Origin of the sequence: Enterobacter cloacae complex sp. P27C, from assembly GCF_014895705.1 — a bacterium.
Lineage (GTDB): Bacteria > Pseudomonadota > Gammaproteobacteria > Enterobacterales > Enterobacteriaceae > Enterobacter > Enterobacter bugandensis.
Window position 1 is genome coordinate 99,090 of sequence record NZ_JADBQB010000006.1, and the last position, 17,997, is coordinate 117,086.

General features: G+C 56.9%; 15 protein-coding genes. 11 read left to right on the forward strand and 4 right to left on the reverse strand.

Going from position 1 to position 17,997, the window contains the following annotated elements:
- Both IM291_RS13770 and IM291_RS13775 read left to right on the forward strand, forming a co-directional pair.
- Complete coding sequence (locus IM291_RS13770) at window positions 1-1,470, forward strand: aldehyde dehydrogenase (protein WP_192987112.1); 1,470 nt, start codon at window positions 1-3, stop codon at window positions 1,468-1,470.
- A gap of 13 nt (window positions 1,471-1,483) precedes the next feature.
- Window positions 1,484-3,124, forward strand: coding sequence for a thiamine pyrophosphate-binding protein (locus IM291_RS13775; RefSeq protein WP_192987114.1), 1,641 nt, complete (start codon window positions 1,484-1,486; stop codon window positions 3,122-3,124).
- 76 nt (window positions 3,125-3,200) lie between these two features.
- Here IM291_RS13775 and IM291_RS13780 read toward each other — a convergent pair whose 3' ends face one another.
- The gene (locus IM291_RS13780; protein WP_192971646.1) at window positions 3,201-4,469 is read right to left on the reverse strand and encodes an OprD family outer membrane porin; all 1,269 of its coding nucleotides are present in this window, start codon (window positions 4,467-4,469) and stop codon (window positions 3,201-3,203) included.
- A 210-nt stretch (window positions 4,470-4,679) separates the two neighbouring features.
- Entirely contained in the window at window positions 4,680-5,438 is a 759-nt protein-coding gene (locus tag IM291_RS13785; RefSeq protein ID WP_028014340.1) for a M48 family metallopeptidase, read from the reverse strand.
- Window positions 5,439-5,709: 271 nt separating this feature from the next.
- Here IM291_RS13785 and tkt point away from each other — a divergent pair, with 271 nt between their 5' ends.
- The 7 genes from tkt (at window position 5,710) to IM291_RS13820 (ending at window position 14,076) form a co-directional block, all read left to right on the forward strand.
- Window positions 5,710-7,701 carry a transketolase gene (gene tkt, locus IM291_RS13790; protein WP_041908344.1) on the forward strand — a complete coding sequence of 664 codons (1,992 nt, stop codon included), beginning with the start codon at window positions 5,710-5,712 and terminating at the stop codon, window positions 7,699-7,701.
- A 325-nt stretch (window positions 7,702-8,026) separates the two neighbouring features.
- Window positions 8,027-9,046 carry an erythrose-4-phosphate dehydrogenase gene (epd, locus tag IM291_RS13795; RefSeq protein WP_192987116.1) on the forward strand — a complete coding sequence of 340 codons (1,020 nt, stop codon included), beginning with the start codon at window positions 8,027-8,029 and terminating at the stop codon, window positions 9,044-9,046.
- Between the two features lie 49 nt (window positions 9,047-9,095).
- Window positions 9,096-10,259 (forward strand): phosphoglycerate kinase, encoded by a 1,164-nt coding sequence (gene pgk, locus IM291_RS13800; RefSeq protein WP_028014337.1) that lies wholly within the window; start codon window positions 9,096-9,098, stop codon window positions 10,257-10,259.
- Window positions 10,260-10,351: 92 nt separating this feature from the next.
- Window positions 10,352-11,431 (forward strand): class II fructose-bisphosphate aldolase, encoded by a 1,080-nt coding sequence (gene fbaA, locus IM291_RS13805; RefSeq protein WP_008499731.1) that lies wholly within the window; start codon window positions 10,352-10,354, stop codon window positions 11,429-11,431.
- Window positions 11,432-11,617: 186 nt separating this feature from the next.
- On the forward strand, window positions 11,618-12,472 hold the full coding sequence (gene mscS, locus IM291_RS13810) for a small-conductance mechanosensitive channel MscS (protein WP_003860082.1): 855 nt from the start codon (window positions 11,618-11,620) through the stop codon (window positions 12,470-12,472).
- A 144-nt stretch (window positions 12,473-12,616) separates the two neighbouring features.
- On the forward strand, window positions 12,617-13,252 hold the full coding sequence (gene argO / locus IM291_RS13815) for an arginine exporter ArgO (RefSeq protein WP_047367435.1): 636 nt from the start codon (window positions 12,617-12,619) through the stop codon (window positions 13,250-13,252).
- A gap of 92 nt (window positions 13,253-13,344) precedes the next feature.
- Window positions 13,345-14,076, forward strand: a complete 732-nt coding sequence (locus IM291_RS13820; protein ID WP_014885152.1) for an oxidative stress defense protein — start codon at window positions 13,345-13,347, stop codon at window positions 14,074-14,076.
- A gap of 43 nt (window positions 14,077-14,119) precedes the next feature.
- Here the strand turns inward: IM291_RS13820 and argP are convergent, their stop codons facing one another.
- Entirely contained in the window at window positions 14,120-15,013 is an 894-nt protein-coding gene (gene argP, locus IM291_RS13825; RefSeq protein WP_003860089.1) for a DNA-binding transcriptional regulator ArgP, read from the reverse strand.
- A 127-nt stretch (window positions 15,014-15,140) separates the two neighbouring features.
- On the opposite strand from argP, the gene rpiA reads away from it, so the two are divergent.
- Together rpiA and serA are read left to right on the forward strand one after the other, a co-directional pair.
- On the forward strand, window positions 15,141-15,800 hold the full coding sequence (gene rpiA, locus IM291_RS13830) for a ribose-5-phosphate isomerase RpiA (RefSeq protein WP_003860091.1): 660 nt from the start codon (window positions 15,141-15,143) through the stop codon (window positions 15,798-15,800).
- 266 nt (window positions 15,801-16,066) lie between these two features.
- On the forward strand, window positions 16,067-17,299 hold the full coding sequence (serA, locus tag IM291_RS13835; protein WP_041908347.1) for a phosphoglycerate dehydrogenase: 1,233 nt from the start codon (window positions 16,067-16,069) through the stop codon (window positions 17,297-17,299).
- Window positions 17,300-17,395: 96 nt separating this feature from the next.
- Here the strand turns inward: serA and IM291_RS13840 are convergent, their stop codons facing one another.
- Window positions 17,396-17,992 carry a 5-formyltetrahydrofolate cyclo-ligase gene (locus tag IM291_RS13840; RefSeq protein WP_192971649.1) on the reverse strand — a complete coding sequence of 199 codons (597 nt, stop codon included), beginning with the start codon at window positions 17,990-17,992 and terminating at the stop codon, window positions 17,396-17,398.
- Window positions 17,993-17,997 lie beyond the last annotated feature (5 nt).

The window sequence follows — 17,997 nt, forward strand, 5'->3', positions numbered from 1 at the left end:
ATGGACGATCTGAAGATTTTTATCGGCGGCCAGTGGCGACGCGGCGGTGGCAACCCGATGCAGAGCCACTTCCCGGCTGACGGGTCGCTCAATGCGACGCTGAACGCGGCAAACCTTGACGATCTGCACGACGCGATCGAGGCCGGCGAGCGCGCGTGGCGCGATCCCGCCTGGCGCAACAGCCTGCCGCACATGCGGGCGAAGATCCTGCACAAGGTGGCGGATCTGATTGAGTCCCGCGCTGACGAGCTGGCGCAGATGCAGAGCCGGGATAACGGCAAGCCGCTGGCGGAGGCGCGCGGGCTGGTGATGAGCGCGGCGGGAACGGCCCGCTACTTCGCCGCCGCCTGCGAGCTGCTGGAAGGGGAGTTGCCCACGCCGCGCCAGCCGGATCTGCTGATGCTAAGCCGCTATGAGCCGCTCGGCGTGGTGGCGGCCATCACGCCGTGGAACTCGCCCATTGCCAGCGAGATGCAGAAGGTCGCCCCGGCCATCGCCGCCGGGAACGCGGTGATCCTCAAGCCTGCCGAAGCCACGCCGCTGATGGCGCTTGAGCTGGCGCGCATTTTTGAACAGGCCGGGCTGCCCGCCGGGCTGCTGAGCGTGCTGCCGGGCAAAGGCTCGGTGATTGGCGACGCGCTGGCGCGCCATCCCCGCGTGCGAAAAATTTCCTTTACCGGCGGCACCAATACGGGCCGCCATCTGGCGCACGTGGCCGCGGAAAAGCTGATCCCGGCGTCGCTGGAGCTGGGCGGTAAATCCCCGACCATCGTGCTGGAGGATGCCGACGTTGAGCAGGCCGCGCGCGGGATCTGCTACGGCATTTTCAGCTCAGCAGGGCAGGCGTGCATCGCCGGGTCCCGGCTGTTTATCCACGAAAGCCTGTACGCGCCGCTGATGGCGCGGCTGCTGGAATTAACTCGCGGGCTGCGCGTTGGGCACCCCTTCACCGACGGCGTTCACGTTGGGCCGCTGATCAATGAGAAACATCGCCAGAGCGTGCAGGAATACGTCGAGCTGGCGAAGCGCGAGGGGGGCCGGGTGCTGTGCGGCGGGGAGATCCCGGCGGATCCTGACCTCGCAAACGGCAGCTTCTTCCAGCCGACCATTATCGAAGGGCTGACGAACGGCGCCCGCGCCTGCCAGGAGGAGATCTTCGGCCCGGTGCTGGTGGCGATGCCGTTTCGCGATGAAGCGGCGTTGATCCGCGAGGCGAACGACTCGGTTTACGGCCTGGCGGCAGGGATCTGGACCCGCGACACCGGGCGGGCGCTGCGCCTGAGCGAGCAGCTGGAGGCCGGTACGGTGTGGATCAACACCTACAAAGTTTTTGCGATTTCGACCCCGTTCGGGGGCTTTAAAGAGAGCGGTCTGGGCCGCGAAAAGGGCATTCAGGGGCTGAAAGCCTGGATGCAGCAAAAGAGCATTTATCTGGCGACGGGTAACAGCGTCAACCACTGGTGCGACTGAGAAAGGGTGAGCAATGAGCGAAATGATAACCGTCGGCGACGCCATCGCCAGAACGCTGGAGCAGTATCAGGTTGAGGCCATCTACGGCGTCATCTCCATTCACAACCTGCCGATCGCGGACGCGATAGGGCAGCGGGGCAAAATCCGCTTCGTGCCCGCGCGCGGCGAGGCGGGTTCCGTCACCATGGCTGACGCCCACGGGCGGTTTTCCGGCCTCGGCGTGGCGCTGACCAGCACCGGCGCGGGGGCGGGGAACGCGGTAGGCGCGCTGGTGGAGGCGATGAACGCCTGCACGCCGCTGCTGCATTTAACCGGACAGGTAGAGAAGGCCTGGCTGGACGCCGACACCGGGTTTATCCATGAAACCCGCGACCAGCTGACCTTCCTGAAGGCCAGTTCAAAACGGGCGTACCGCATCAGCAATGCCAGCCAGGCGATAGCGATTCTGCATAAAGCGATTCAGGAGGCGCAGACGCCGCCGTGCGGGCCGGTCTCTGTGGAGATCCCGATTGATATTCAGGGGGCTAAAATTCCGCTGTCTCTGGTGACCGCACCGGTGAAACCGGCTTCGGTTGCAGCTGTGGATCCCGCGATGGTGGATGCTTTATGGGCGCAGCTCAGGCAGGCTAAACAGCCGCTGCTGTGGCTGGGCGGCGGGGCGCTGGGAAGCGCGGACGCGGTGAAAAAACTGGCGGATGCGGGCGTGACGGTGATCTCCAGCACCCACGCGCGCGGCGTGCTGCCGGACGGCCATCGTGCCAGCCTGCGCGCGTTCCACAACTCGCCGTCGGTAGAGGCGCTGATTGCGCAGTGTGATTTTACGCTGGTGGCCGGTTCTCGCCTGCGCAGCAACGAAACCCGCTCCTGGACGCTGGAGTTGCCGTCTCCGCGGGTGCAGATAGATATCGACCCGGCGGCGGCGAGCCGTAACTACCTGATGGATAACACGCTGGTAGCCGACTGTTCAGCGCTGCTTGGCGCGCTGGCTGAAAAAGCGCAGGGCCGCGAGTGGGGCAACGCCCAGTGGGACGCGCAGGTGCAGCTGGTGGTCTCGCAGGCTGAACAGGGCCTGCGCGAGCAGTGCGGCGCCTATGCGAAGCTCAACGACGCCATTGAAAAAGCCCTGCCGCAGGACGGCCTGCTGGTGCGCGATATCACCGTTTCCGGCAGCCTGTGGGGCAGTCGTCTGTTCCGCGCTAACGGTCCGCTGATGAACATTCACTCTCTGGCCGGGGCGATTGGTATGGGGCTGCCGATGGCGATTGGTACCGCGATTGCTAACCCACAGCGTAAGGTGGTGGGGCTGGTGGGCGACGGTGGCCTGAGCCTGAATTTAGGCGAGCTGGCGACGCTTGCGCAGGAGAAAGCTAACGTGACGCTGCTGATCATGAACGACGGGGGCTACGGCGTGATGCGCGGCATTCAGGATAAGTACTTCGGCGGGCGACAGTATTATAACGAACTGCATACGCCGGACTTTACCCTGCTGGCACAGGCAATTGGCCTGCAGGCGTGGAGCGTTGAGCGGGCAGAGGATTTTGAAGCCGTGATGACGGAGGCGCTGGCGATGCCGGGACCGTCGGTAGTGGAAGTGCGGATGGGTCAGATTGGCGCGCTGAAGTTTGCCGGGCCGCCGCAGAAAACGCTTTACTAGCTGTTTTCCCTCTCCCACGGGGAGAGGGAGAAAACAGTAGTCCGGGTAAGGCGAAGCCGCCACCCGGCTTGTTTTATCAGAACACGTTAAACGGGTATTCCACGTAAGCGCGGATCTCGTCCCCGCCCACGTTATAGTCGCTGGCGTTGCTGGAGACGCGCAGCACGGAGTAGCGCAGTTTCAGCTTCAGATCTTTCGCCGGGCCGTCCTGCACCTGGTACTGGATCTGGTTAAACCACTCGTGCTCTTTGCCGTTGCTGGTTTCAGACGTCTTAATGTTGTCGCCGCGCACGTAGGCGGTGGTCCAGCTCAGGCCCGGCAGGCCGAGTCCGCCGAAGTCCAGGCCGTAGGATGCCTGCCATGAGCGCTCGTCTTCACCGTTAAAGTCAGACCAGTAGGAGTTCGCGAGCCAGATGGTGTTACCGCCGTCACCCACGCCGCCCTTGTCGCGATAGCCGCCGTAGTTATAGCCGGTGCTGCCGCTGCTCTGCTGGTACGCCACTTTGAACGTGTGAATATCCCAGATGTAGCTCGCCGCCAGGCTCCAGATGGTGTTGCTGCGGCCCGTGTCGAGGCTGTCAGCGTAGCCCTGATCCAGACGCGAGTTATAGCCGTTAAAGTCGAGCACCAGCTGCTGCCCGGTGCTGAACGGCTGTTTGTAATTCAGCCCCAGGTACTGTTTGTTCATCACCTCTTCGTTATGAGAGGCGTATAGCGCGCCGCTGAACTGGTCGTTGAACTGGTAGCTTGCGCCACCGAAAGTCAGGCTTTTCAGGCCGCTGTCGTGGCGGTCGTCGCTTTTACGCTGCTCGTCGGTGAAATAACCGGCGTTCACTTCCAGGCCGTCGAGCTCTTTCGAGGTCAGCATGGCACCGGTGTAGCTTTCAAACAGCAGGCGGGAGCTGTCGGCGTTAACGATAGGCAGTTCAGGACGCTGGTTACCGTAGCTCAGCACGGTATTCGAGATCCGCATTTTGGCGGTAGCGCCAAATTTCGCTAAATCGGATTTGGCCCGGCCATCGTCTTCCTGTTTAAAGAAGTCGATACCGCCCGCGCCGCTCTTGCCGCGACCGCCGTCCAGGCGCACGCCGTACTGCGCGATGCCGTCCACGCCAAAGCCCACCAGCCCTTCGGTATAGCCGGATTCAAAGGTGGCGATGATTCCCTGACCCCATTCGGCTTTATCCTGCTGGCCCTGATGGTAGTCACGGCTGATATACGCATTGCGTAAAAACAGATCTAAATGGCTGTCGTCGATAAAACCCTTGCTGTCAGATTGCTGGCTTGCAGCGGCGGGTAATGCGGCGAATAAACTTAAAGCAATTAACGATAATTCTTTTTTCACGGAGGGAACGTCTCTGTCTTAATATATTAAATTGAATTACTGCGCGTTTGATAATTACCGGAAAGATTAACGATTGCAATAAATATGTGACCAGACGTTTCAGCCGGAAAGGGTAGATTTGACGGGGCTTTCAGAGGTGTTACCGATACGTGCGATTTAGTTAGCAATTCATGCGAAATAAAAAGGAGGCAAAATTGCCTCCTTCCAAAATTATTTAATTCCGTCAGCGGCCATTCGGTCGCGAATATGCTGTGCGCGCGCTTCTGAGGCCGGGTGATCGTCAAACATGGAGCTCTGGCGACCCGCTTCCAGTTTTGCCAGCTTTTCGAAGCTGGTGGCTAAACCGGATGGATTAATACCGCGTTTGCGCAACAGATCGTAGGAGTAGTCGTCCGCTTCGGACTCCTGACGCTGCGAGAACTGGGAGTTAACCAGTTTTTCACCTACGTCCCCAAGCTGCGACTGGGACAGGCTGCCAACGATGCCGCCCGCAGAGGCCGCCGCCGCGCGAATGGCGTTGGTGCCTAAGGCAACCTGCATCCCTTTCTTCACGTGGCCGAGCGCAACGTGACCCATTTCATGGCCGATAACCGCTTCCACTTCGTTGTCGGTCATCATATCCATCAGCCCGCTGTAGACGCGGATACAGCCGTTAGCCATCGCGAAGGCGTTGACGTCTTTCGCCATGTAAACCTTGTAGTTCACCGGCTGGCCGTTGATGTTATCGCCGAGCGCGGAAGCAATCTTATTCAGACGCTGTGTGTAGGTACTGTCAGCCGGCGCAAGCGTGGCTTTTCCGTCCATATCTTTACAGGCCTGATCGCTCAGCGCTTTAACCTGCGCGTCGCTCAGGGAGTAGGCCTGAAAGGCTTCTGCACCTGAGGTCATCAGACCGTTAGAGTCCATATTCTGACAGCCGCTCAGCACGAGCGTTGTACCCAGGGCCAGCACTATTGCACGCATTTTCATGAGGTTGCTTCCGTACTCGTTAAACTGAATAAAATCCGAAAAGTGCCCCCGCAACGAAGCCGGGGCGGGATAAGTATAAGGAATATCTACAGGCGCGGGCGAGCAGATTGCGCAACATGCGAGCATGATCCAGAGATTTCTTAAGCTGCAAAAGAATGGTCCATGTACATGCCCTGCGGCTTGGGTTACATTGTTGGCACTTTTTTCCGGCGTAGCCCAAAACGCGCTGTCGTCAAGGGCATGGCCTTTAACAGTCCGATCTGGAGTTAAAATGTCCTCACGTAAAGAGCTTGCTAATGCTATTCGTGCGCTGAGCATGGACGCAGTACAGAAAGCCAAATCCGGCCACCCGGGTGCCCCTATGGGTATGGCTGATATCGCCGAAGTCCTGTGGCGTGATTTCCTTAACCACAACCCGCAGAACCCGGCATGGGCTGACCGCGACCGTTTCGTGCTGTCTAACGGCCACGGCTCTATGCTGATCTACAGCCTGCTGCACCTCACCGGCTACGATCTGCCAATCGAAGAGCTGAAAAACTTCCGTCAGCTGCACTCCAAAACTCCAGGTCACCCGGAAGTGGGCTACACCGCTGGCGTAGAAACCACCACCGGTCCGCTGGGGCAGGGCATTGCTAACGCTGTGGGTATGGCGATTGCCGAAAAGACCCTGGCGGCGCAGTTCAACCGTCCTGGCCATGATATCGTTGACCACTTCACCTACGCTTTCCTGGGCGACGGCTGCATGATGGAAGGCATTTCTCACGAAGTGTGCTCCCTGGCTGGTACCCTGAAGCTGGGCAAACTGGTGGCGTTCTACGACGACAACGGTATCTCCATCGACGGTCACGTTGAAGGCTGGTTCACCGACGACACCGCCGCACGTTTCGAAGCCTACGGCTGGCACGTTGTGCGTGGTGTTGATGGCCACGATGCTGACTCGATTAAACGTGCAGTAGAAGAAGCTCGCGCAGTCACCGACAAACCGTCCCTGCTGATGTGCAAAACCATCATCGGCTTCGGTTCTCCGAACAAAGCGGGCACCCATGACTCCCACGGCGCACCGCTGGGCGACGCGGAAATCGCACTGACCCGTGAAGCACTGGGCTGGAAACACCCTGCCTTCGAAATCCCGTCTGAGATCTATGCTCAGTGGGATGCTAAAGAAGTGGGCCAGGCGAAAGAAGCGGCCTGGAACGAGAAATTCGCTGCCTATGCGAAGGCGTTCCCACAGGAAGCGGCTGAATTCACCCGTCGTATGAAAGGCGATATGCCGTCTGACTTCGACGCGAAAGCCAACGAATTCATCGCGAAGCTGCAGGCGAACCCGTCTAAAATCGCCAGCCGTAAAGCATCTCAGAATGCGATTGAAGCGTTCGGTCCGCTGCTTCCAGAATTCCTGGGCGGCTCCGCTGACCTGGCGCCTTCTAACCTGACCCTGTGGTCTGGTTCTAAGCCAATCAACGAAGACACTGCCGGTAACTACATCCATTACGGTGTACGTGAGTTCGGTATGACCGCTATCGCGAACGGTATCGCTCTGCACGGTGGTTTCCTGCCATACACCTCTACCTTCCTGATGTTCGTGGAATACGCACGTAACGCCGTGCGTATGGCTGCGCTGATGAAACAGCGTCAGGTGATGGTCTACACCCATGACTCCATCGGTCTGGGCGAAGATGGTCCAACTCACCAGCCGGTAGAGCAGGTAGCTTCCCTGCGCGTAACCCCGAACATGAGCACATGGCGTCCATGTGACCAGGTTGAATCTGCGGTGGCGTGGAAATACGGCGTTGAGCGTCAGGACGGCCCGACCGCGCTGATCCTCTCCCGTCAGAACCTGGCGCAGCAGGAGCGTACCCCTGAGCAGCTGGCAAACATCGCCCGCGGTGGCTACGTGCTGAAAGATTGCGCGGGCCAGCCTGAGCTGATCTTCATCGCGACCGGTTCTGAAGTTGAACTGGCTGTAGCTGCATGGGAAAAACTGACTGCCGAAGGCGTGAAGGCGCGCGTGGTCTCCATGCCGTCTACCGATGCGTTCGACAAGCAGGATGCGGCTTACCGTGAATCCGTACTGCCTAAAGCGGTTTCCGCTCGCGTGGCGGTGGAAGCGGGTATTGCTGACTACTGGTTCAAATACGTGGGTCTGAATGGCGCTATCGTCGGTATGACCACCTTCGGTGAGTCTGCTCCGGCAGAACAGCTGTTCGAAGAGTTCGGCTTCACCGTTGAGAACGTTGTCGCTAAGGCGAAAGAACTGCTGTAATCGCCGTTTTGCCCGGTGGCGCTTACGCTGACCGGGCCTACAAATGGCTCAAAAGTAGGCCGGGTAAGCGCTAGCGCTTACCCGGCTTTTTTTGCGTCATTATTCCAACGAAAATGTGACGCAAGTCATATAGCTCGCTTATTCATCTGGACAGACATTCCTTTTATTCCTCGATTCGCTTATTCTTGCTGAAGCGTTTCAGTCGATTAAATGTTCGACAATTGACCAATCAATCGCAGTTTGTGATAGCAAAGATTCCCCTTCGGGCGTCGCTGGATTACTCTTTCAGCCACCTCAAACTCAGGGATTGCTTTGCAGGAGATCTATGACCGTACGCGTAGCGATTAATGGCTTCGGTCGCATCGGGCGTAATGTGGTTCGTGCTTTGTATGAATCCGGACGTCGGGCGGAAATCACCGTGGTGGCAATCAATGAACTGGCGGATGCTGCTGGCATGGCGCATTTATTGAAGTATGACACCAGCCACGGACGCTTCGCCTGGGATGTGCGCCAGGAAAGAGATCAGCTTTTTGTGGGTGATGACGCTATTCGTGTGCTGCATGAGAACAGCATTTCCGGGCTACCCTGGCGTGAACTGGGTGTGGATGTCGTGCTTGACTGTACCGGTGTGTATGGCAACCGCGAACACGGCGAAGCGCATCTGGCAGCAGGCGCGAAAAAAGTCCTGTTTTCTCATCCCGGAAGTAACGACCTCGACGCGACCGTCGTGTTTGGCGTCAACCAGCAAGAGCTGCAAGCCGAACACCGCATTGTTTCCAACGCCTCCTGCACCACCAACTGCATTATTCCGGTCATCAAACTGTTAGACGATGCGTATGGCATTGAATCCGGCACCGTAACCACGATTCACTCCGCCATGCACGATCAGCAGGTTATCGACGCCTATCACCCGGATTTACGACGCACTCGCGCGGCGAGCCAGTCAATCATCCCGGTGGACACGAAACTGGCTGCAGGGATCACCCGAATTTTCCCGCAGTTTAATGACCGTTTCGAAGCGATTGCCGTGCGTGTTCCGACGATAAACGTCACCGCAATCGACCTCAGCGTGACGGTGAAAAAACCGGTAAAAGCCTGTGAAGTCAACCTGTTGCTGCAAAAAGCGGCACAGGGAGCATTTCATGGTATAGTTGACTATACGGAATTACCGTTGGTCTCAGTAGATTTTAACCACGACCCGCACAGCGCCATCGTGGATGGCACGCAGACGCGAGTCAGTGGTGCGCACCTTATCAAGACGCTGGTCTGGTGTGATAACGAATGGGGCTTTGCTAACCGAATGCTCGACACCACGTTAGCCATGGCCGCAAAAGGTTTCAGGTAGAGCGCACCTTGCGCTTGCAAAACTTTAAGAATCAACGAGAGGATTCACCATGTCTGTAATTAAGATGACCGATCTGGATCTGGCAGGTAAACGCGTTTTCATCCGTGCCGATCTGAACGTACCGGTTAAAGATGGCAAAGTGACCAGCGACGCGCGTATCCGTGCATCTCTGCCAACCATTGAACTGGCTCTGAAGCAGGGCGCTAAAGTGATGGTCACCTCCCACCTGGGCCGTCCAACTGAAGGCGAGTACAACGAAGAGTTCTCTCTGCTGCCGGTTGTTAATTACCTGAAAGACAAACTGTCCAACCCGGTTCGCCTGGTTAAAGATTACCTGGACGGCGTAGACGTTGCCGAAGGTGAGCTGGTTGTTCTGGAAAACGTTCGCTTCAACAAAGGCGAAAAGAAAGACGACGAAACCCTGTCCAAAAAATACGCTGCACTGTGCGACGTATTCGTGATGGATGCATTCGGTACCGCGCACCGTGCGCAGGCATCTACCCACGGTATCGGTAAATTCGCAGACGTCGCGTGTGCGGGTCCTCTGCTGGCTGACGAACTGGAAGCACTGGGTAAAGCACTGAAAGAACCTGCTCGCCCAATGGTCGCTATCGTTGGTGGTTCTAAAGTGTCTACCAAACTGACCGTTCTGGATTCCCTGTCTAAAATCGCTGACCAGCTGATCGTGGGCGGTGGTATCGCGAACACCTTCGTTGCCGCTCAGGGCCACAACGTGGGTAAATCCCTGTACGAAGCAGACCTGGTTGACGAAGCCAAACGCCTGCTGGGTACCTGTGATATCCCGGTTCCAACTGACGTTCGCGTGGCGACCGAGTTCTCCGAAACCGCAACCGCGACCCTGAAATCTGTAAACGACATCAAAGACGAAGAGCAGATTCTGGACCTGGGCGACGTTTCTGCACAGAAACTGGCTGAAATCCTCAAAAACGCAAAAACTATCCTGTGGAACGGTCCTGTTGGCGTGTTCGAATTCCCGAACTTCCGCAAAGGGACTGAAATCGTGGCTAACGCAATCGCAGACAGCGAAGCGTTCTCTATCGCAGGCGGTGGTGACACCCTGGCAGCAATCGACCTGTTCGGTATCGCTGACAAGATCTCCTACATCTCCACTGGTGGCGGCGCATTCCTCGAATTCGTGGAAGGCAAAGTACTGCCAGCAGTAGCAATGCTCGAAGAGCGCGCTAAGAAGTAAGCCATTCAAGGGCAGGGAAACCTGCCCAATTTTCAGCGCGCTTTTAAGAGCTCGCACCTTTTCTAACGGCCGAAGATACAGGACTAAGCAACATGTCTAAAATTTTTGATTTCGTAAAACCTGGCGTAATCACTGGTGATGACGTACAGAAAGTGTTCCAGGTAGCTAAAGAAAACAACTTCGCTCTGCCAGCAGTTAACTGCGTCGGTACCGACTCCATCAACGCCGTACTGGAAACCGCTGCAAAAGTTAAAGCACCGGTTATCGTTCAGTTCTCTAACGGCGGCGCTGCGTTCATCGCAGGTAAAGGCGTGAAAACTGACATTCCTCAGGGTGCTGCTATCCTGGGTGCTATCTCTGGTGCGCACCACGTTCACCAGATGGCTGAACACTACGGTGTTCCAGTTATCCTGCACACTGACCACTGCGCGAAGAAACTGCTGCCGTGGATCGACGGTCTGCTGGACGCGGGTGAAAAACACTTCGCGGCAACCGGTAAGCCACTGTTCTCTTCTCACATGATCGACCTGTCTGAAGAGTCACTGCACGAAAACATCGAAATCTGCTCTAAGTACCTGGCGCGCATGGCCAAAATGGACATGACCCTGGAAATCGAACTGGGTTGCACCGGTGGTGAAGAAGACGGCGTGGACAACAGCCACATGGACGCTTCTGCCCTGTACACCCAGCCAGAAGACGTTGATTACGCTTACACCGAGCTGAGCAAAATCAGCCCGCGCTTCACCATTGCAGCGTCCTTCGGTAACGTACACGGCGTTTATAAGCCAGGTAACGTGGTTCTGACCCCGACCATTCTGCGCGATTCTCAGGAATACGTTTCCAAGAAACACAACCTGCCGCACAACAGCCTGAACTTCGTCTTCCACGGCGGTTCCGGTTCTTCTGCTCAGGAAATCAAAGACTCCGTAAGCTACGGCGTAGTGAAAATGAACATCGATACCGACACCCAGTGGGCAACCTGGGACGGTATCCTGCAGTACTACAAAGCGAACGAAGCTTACCTGCAGGGCCAGCTGGGCAACCCGAAAGGCGAAGACCAGCCGAACAAGAAATACTACGATCCACGCGTATGGCTGCGCGCTGCTCAGACGTCCATGGTGACCCGTCTGGAGCAGGCTTTCAAAGAACTGAACGCGATCGACGTTCTGTAATTTGAGCTGCTGACAGCATCAGAAGGCCCGCAAATGCGGGCCTTTTTTTATGCTTTTTCAATATCCTGCAATACCTGTTTTTGTGATCTGTTTGGCAAAGCCGGTGCTTTTTGTTTACCCTTTACTGACCTGCCTGTCTCCATGGGGGATGGATTTTGTGTTTTGGTTTAACAAAAGGAAGAATAAATGGAACAACTCGATGTTGTAGACAGCATCAATAACGCCGGCAACTGGCTGGTGCGCAACCAGGCCCTGCTGCTGAGCTATGCCGTGAACATTGTCGCGGCGATTGCCATCATCATCGTCGGGATGATCGTGGCGCGTATCGTGTCGAACGCCGTCAACCGTGTGATGGTCGCGCGACACATTGACGCCACGGTGGCTGACTTCCTCTCCGCACTGGTGCGCTACGGCATCATTGCCTTTACGCTGATTGCCGCGCTGGGCCGTGTTGGGGTGCAAACCGCCTCCGTGATTGCCGTTCTTGGTGCCGCCGGTCTGGCCATTGGTCTGGCACTGCAGGGCTCGCTTTCAAACCTGGCGGCGGGCGTACTGCTGGTGACTTTCCGTCCGTTCCGTTCCGGTGAATATGTTGACCTTGGCGGCATCGCCGGTACCGTGTTGCAGGTACAGATTTTCTCTACCACCCTGCGTACCGTCGATGGTCGTATTGTGGTGGTACCGAACGGGAAAATCATTGCGGGCAATATCATTAACTTCTCCCGCGAGCCGGTGCGTCGTAACGAGCTCATCATCAGCGTGGCGTATGATTCCGATATCGATCAGGTGAAGTCGCTGATCGCAAATATCATCGCCTCTGACGACCGCATTCTGAAGGACCGCGAGCAGACGGTTCGCCTGAATGAACTGGGTGCTTCCTCTATTAACTTCGTGGTGCGTATCTGGAGCAAAAGCAGCGATCTGCAAAACGTTTACTGGGATGTGCTGGAGCGCATCAAGCGCGATTTCGACGCCAACGGCATCAGCTTCCCTTACCCGCAGATGGACGTAAACGTCAAAAAAGTCAAAGAAGCAGAATAACGTCACCCGTAGCCCGGTAAGCGCTTGCGCCACCGGGCTTTACTTTCATAAGCTCCGCTAATACCCAATTAATATTATCCATTTCCTCTAATGTGATTCGCGCAGTATAGTCAGCCTCCAGAACAACACTGCGAGAAAATCGTCATGCTATCTTATTATTTTCAAGGGCTTGCCTTAGGTGCGGCCATGATTTTACCCCTCGGCCCGCAAAACGCCTTCGTGATGAATCAGGGCATTCGTCGCCAGTATCATCTGATGATTGCCCTGCTGTGCGCGGTGAGCGATCTGCTGCTGATTTGCGCCGGCATTTTTGGCGGCAGCGCGCTGCTGATGCAGTCCCCCTGGCTGCTAGCGCTGGTGACCTGGGGCGGCGTGGCGTTTCTGCTGTGGTACGGATTCGGTGCGTTGAAAACGGCGATGAGCAGCAACATTGAGCTGGCAAGCGCCGAAGTGATGAAGCAGGGCCGCTGGAAGATTATCGTCACCATGCTGGCGGTCACCTGGCTAAATCCGCACGTCTACCTCGACACCTTCGTAGTGCTGGGCAGCCTGGGCGGACAGCTGGACGTTGAGCCGAAACGCTGGTTTGCGCTCGGCACGGTCAGCGCCTCTTTCCTCTGGTTCTTCGGTCTCGCCATTCTGGCGGCATGGCTGGCGCCTCGTCTGCGGACTGCCAAAGCCCAGCGCATTATTAATACCCTGGTGGGGCTGGTGATGTGGTTTATTGCTTTTCAGCTGGCAAAAGAGGGCATTCACCACGTCCAGGAATTGTTCAACTAATCCTTGTCTTATGGACAACTGAGCAAGACCCGCTAAGCTTGCTGGCATGAGCCCTGTTGTTGGGGCACTCTTCGCAACATGGAGGAATGACAGTGAAGTTTAAAGTGATGGCCCTCGCGGCATTAGTAAGTTTAGGTGCGGTGTCGGCGCAGGCAAGTGAACTGCCGGATGGCCCGCACATCGTCACGTCAGGCACCGCAAGCGTGGACGCGGTACCGGATGTTGCAACCCTGGCAATTGAAGTGAATGTGGCTGCAAAAGATGCCGCTTCCGCCAAAAAACAGGCAGACGATCGTGTTGCGCAATATCTCTCTTTCCTGGAACAGAACGGTGTTGCTAAAAAAGACATCAGCTCTGCGAACCTGCGTACCCAGCCCGATTACGACTACCAGAACGGCAAAAGTATCCTGAAAGGCTATCGCGCCGTGCGCACTGTGGAAGTGACCGTGCGTCAGCTGGACAAGCTGAACTCTCTGCTGGACGGTGCGCTGAAGGCCGGCCTGAACGAAATCCGTTCCGTGTCGCTGGGCGTTGCGCAACCGGAGAAATACAAAGACGAAGCGCGTAAAGCGGCGATTGATGATGCCATTCATCAGGCGGAACAGCTGGCGTCTGGCTTCAAGAGCAAGCTTGGCCCGGTATACAGCGTGCGTTACCACGTCTCTAACTACCAGCCAAGCCCGATGGTTCGGATGATGAAGGCGGACGCCGCGCCGGTTTCTGCTCAGGAAACCTACGAGCAGCCAACGATTCAGTTCGACGATCAGGTTGATGTGGTGTTCCAGCTGGAACCCGTTGCAGCACAGCCGAAACCTGCACAATAATCAATAGGCCGGGTAAGGCGTAGCCGCCACCCGGCTTTTCATTTTAATCCTGTCTCAACACCTTATGTCCAAATGCCAGCAGCGCATCAGTCACGTTGCGCATCATGCGGCTTTCCGGCGCAAAACGGTGCCAGTAGAGCATCCGGCGCTGATACAGCCCCGGCGTCAGGTCAATCAGCTCACCGCTTTTCAACTCTTTCTCAATCTGTAAATGCGGGATCATGCAGCAGGTGGTGCCCTGACGCGCCAGCTGCACGAAAGCTTCGGACGAGTTAACGATATGACACGGCACGCTGCCCGGCGGCAGGTCGAAGTTTTGCTGCAAAAACGCCTGGTGCATATCGTCCAGATGGTCGAACGCCACGGCAGGGGCTTTCAGCAGCGCGGCGCGGGTGACGCCATTCGGGAAGTAGCGCTCCGCAAAGGCTTTTGAACCGACAAACAGGTAGTCGAGCGCGCCCAGCTGATCGACAAGACAGCTTGGCAGGGCCTGAGGCTGGATACTGACCGCCCCAACCACTTCGCCGCGACGCAGGCGCTCCTGGGTGCGGGTTTCATCTTCGACCTGAAGATTCAGGCGGATAGGGGAGTCGGCCAGCACCGGCGCAAGAGCCGGCAGCAGCCAGGTCGCCAGACTGTCGGCGTTCACCGCCAGCGAGAGCAGCAGCGGCGTGGAACCCGTTTGTTCGTCACCCAGCCACTCGTCTTCCAGCAGTTCAACCTGACGCAGCAGGGCGAGAAGCTTTTGACCTTGCTCCGTTGGGCGCGGCGGTACGGTACGCACCAGCAGCGGCTGCCCGAACATGTTTTCAAGCTGTTTGATACGTTGTGATACGGCGGACTGGGTGATGCACAGCTTTTGCGCTGCGCGCTCAAAGCCGCGTTCACGAATAACTGCATCAAGTGCCTGTAGTGTTCTGTAGTCCGGACGTTTCATTGCTCTGGCTGGCTCCTAAATTTTGCTTAATCTGCACTATGACACAATTTTCCCTTCCTGACAGACGAAATCCATTCGACGTGTTCTATAATGCGCCCTGAGTTTTCACACCACAGGCAAAACGATCATGACGCAGGATGAACTGAAAAAAGCAGTAGGATGGGCCGCTCTCCAGTACGTACAGCCAGGGACCATTGTCGGTGTTGGTACGGGGTCAACGGCGGCGCACTTTATCGATGCACTGGGCACGATGAAGGGGCAGATCGAGGGCGCGGTTTCCAGCTCCGATGCGTCCACGGAAAAGCTGAAAAGCCTCGGCATTACCGTTTTCGATCTCAACGAAGTGGATCGTCTGGGCATTTACGTTGATGGCGCGGATGAAATCAACGGCCATATGCAGATGATCAAAGGCGGCGGCGCGGCGCTGACCCGTGAAAAGATCATCGCCTCCGTGGCGGACAAGTTCATCTGCATCGCGGATGCCTCCAAGCAGGTCGACATTCTGGGTAATTTCCCGCTGCCGGTTGAAGTGATCCCGATGGCGCGCAGTGCGGTTGCCCGTCAGCTGGTGAAGCTGGGCGGCCGTCCGGAATACCGTCAGGGCGTGGTCACCGACAACGGTAACGTCATCCTCGATGTTCACGGTCTGGAGATTCTCGACGCGATTGCGCTGGAAAACGCCATCAACGGCATTCCAGGCGTCGTCACCGTAGGGTTATTTGCCAACCGCGGCGCGGATGTGGCGCTGATCGGTACGGCTGACGGTGTGAAAACCATCGTAAAATGATCTGATGGGGGGAGTGCTCCCCCCGCTAAAAAATTTTTGAAAAGCTAAATTTGGTGACTTGTGTCACGCTTTTCCGCCTCTTTTGCCGATCCTGCCACGTTTGTAAATTTCCTCAGCATTTTACTCTGTCATTTTGCCCTGTATGACTTTTCTTCAGAGTGCCGACGCAAACGTTCATATTGCTGCAATAGTTTTTTTTGATATGTTGGCTACAGCGGATTTCAATCCAGCACAACATCAGTTCAGATAAAAACAGGGTCGGGGAAATGGCAAAGGTATCACTGGAGAAAGACAAGATTAAATTCCTGCTGGTCGAGGGCGTGCATCAGAAAGCGCTTGATAGCCTTCGTGCGGCGGGTTACACCAACATCGAATTTCACAAAGGCGCGCTGGACACGGAAGAGCTGAAAGCCGCCATCCGTGATGCCCACTTCATTGGCCTGCGATCCCGTACCCATCTGACTGAAGACGTGATTGCCGCGGCAGAAAAGCTGGTTGCTATTGGCTGTTTCTGCATCGGCACCAACCAGGTCGACCTGAACGCTGCCGCAAAACGCGGTATCCCGGTCTTTAACGCCCCGTTCTCTAACACCCGTTCCGTGGCGGAGCTGGTAATTGGCGAGCTGCTGCTGCTGCTGCGCGGTATCCCGGAAGCTAACGCCAAAGCGCACCGCGGCGTGTGGAACAAACTGGCCGCGGGCTCATACGAAGCCCGTGGTAAAAAGCTGGGTATCATCGGCTACGGCCACATCGGTACCCAACTGGGGATCCTGGCGGAATCGCTGGGGATGCACGTCTACTTCTACGATATCGAAAGCAAGCTGCCGCTGGGTAACGCGACGCAGGTACAGCATCTGTCTGACCTGCTGAACATGAGCGACGTGGTCAGCCTGCACGTGCCGGAAAACGCCTCCACCAAAAACATGATGGGCGCGGAAGAGCTGGCGCTGATGAAGCCGGGATCTCTGCTGATCAACGCCGCGCGTGGTACGGTGGTCGATATCCCTGCGTTGTGCGATGCGCTGAAGCGTAAGCATCTGGCGGGGGCGGCCATCGACGTGTTCCCGACGGAACCGGCCACCAACAGCGATCCGTTTAACTCTCCGCTGTGCGAATTCGACAACGTGATCCTGACGCCGCACATCGGCGGTTCTACTCAGGAAGCGCAGGAGAATATCGGTCTGGAAGTGGCGGGTAAGCTGAGCAAATACTCCGACAACGGTTCTACGCTCTCTGCTGTGAACTTCCCGGAAGTGTCTCTGCCGCTGCACGGCGGTCGTCGTCTGCTGCACATCCACGAAAACCGTCCTGGCGTGCTGACCGCAATTAACCAGATTTTTGCCGAGCAGAGCGTCAACATTGCCGCCCAGTATCTGCAGACCAACTCGCAGATGGGCTATGTGGTCATTGATATCGAAGCGGATGAAGACGTGGCTGAAAAAGCGTTGCAGAGCATGAAGGCCATTCCGGGAACGATTCGCGCGCGTCTGTTGTACTGATGGTGCGATCTGTGGTGTCGGGTGGCTGCTACGCCTTACCCGACCTACGTTGAGTTTTTGTTGGCCGGGTAAGCGTAAGCGCCACCCGGCTTTATTCTACCAGACCCAGATTTTGCTGGGCGTCACCACCGCCGGCAGCGGCACATCCCATTTCTCCACCGGCAAGGCTTCTACAGCCTGGCAATCATGCGCATACCCTACCGGCTGCAACCCATACTGCTGCCAGTTTTGCAGCGTTCTGTCATAGAACCCCCCGCCCATGCCTAATCGCTGGCCCTGTTCATCAAACGCCACCAGCGGCGTAATCAGCACGTCCAGCTGTGACAGCGGTAATACGTCGCGCACGTCGAGTTTCGGCTCGGTAATTTTCAGACGATTCACCACCAGCTCGCTGTGCGGATGGTAGTGCAGAAACAGCAGATTGCCCCGGCTGAACGGATGCAGTACCGGCAGGTAAACTTTTTTCCCGGCGCGCCAGAGCTGGTCGATAAGCGGCTGTGTGTCCAGTTCGCCGTCAAACGAGAGAAAGAGCGCGACGGTGTTTGCCATCACCACGGGCGGATAGGCCATCATGCGGGCAGCGGCTTGCTGCGCAAAGTGTGCTTGTTGTTCAGGCGTCAGGGCGCGACGACGCTGGCGAATGAGCTGACGGATATCCTGGCGTGAAGCAGAAACTTCAGGGAATTGAGTCATGGTAG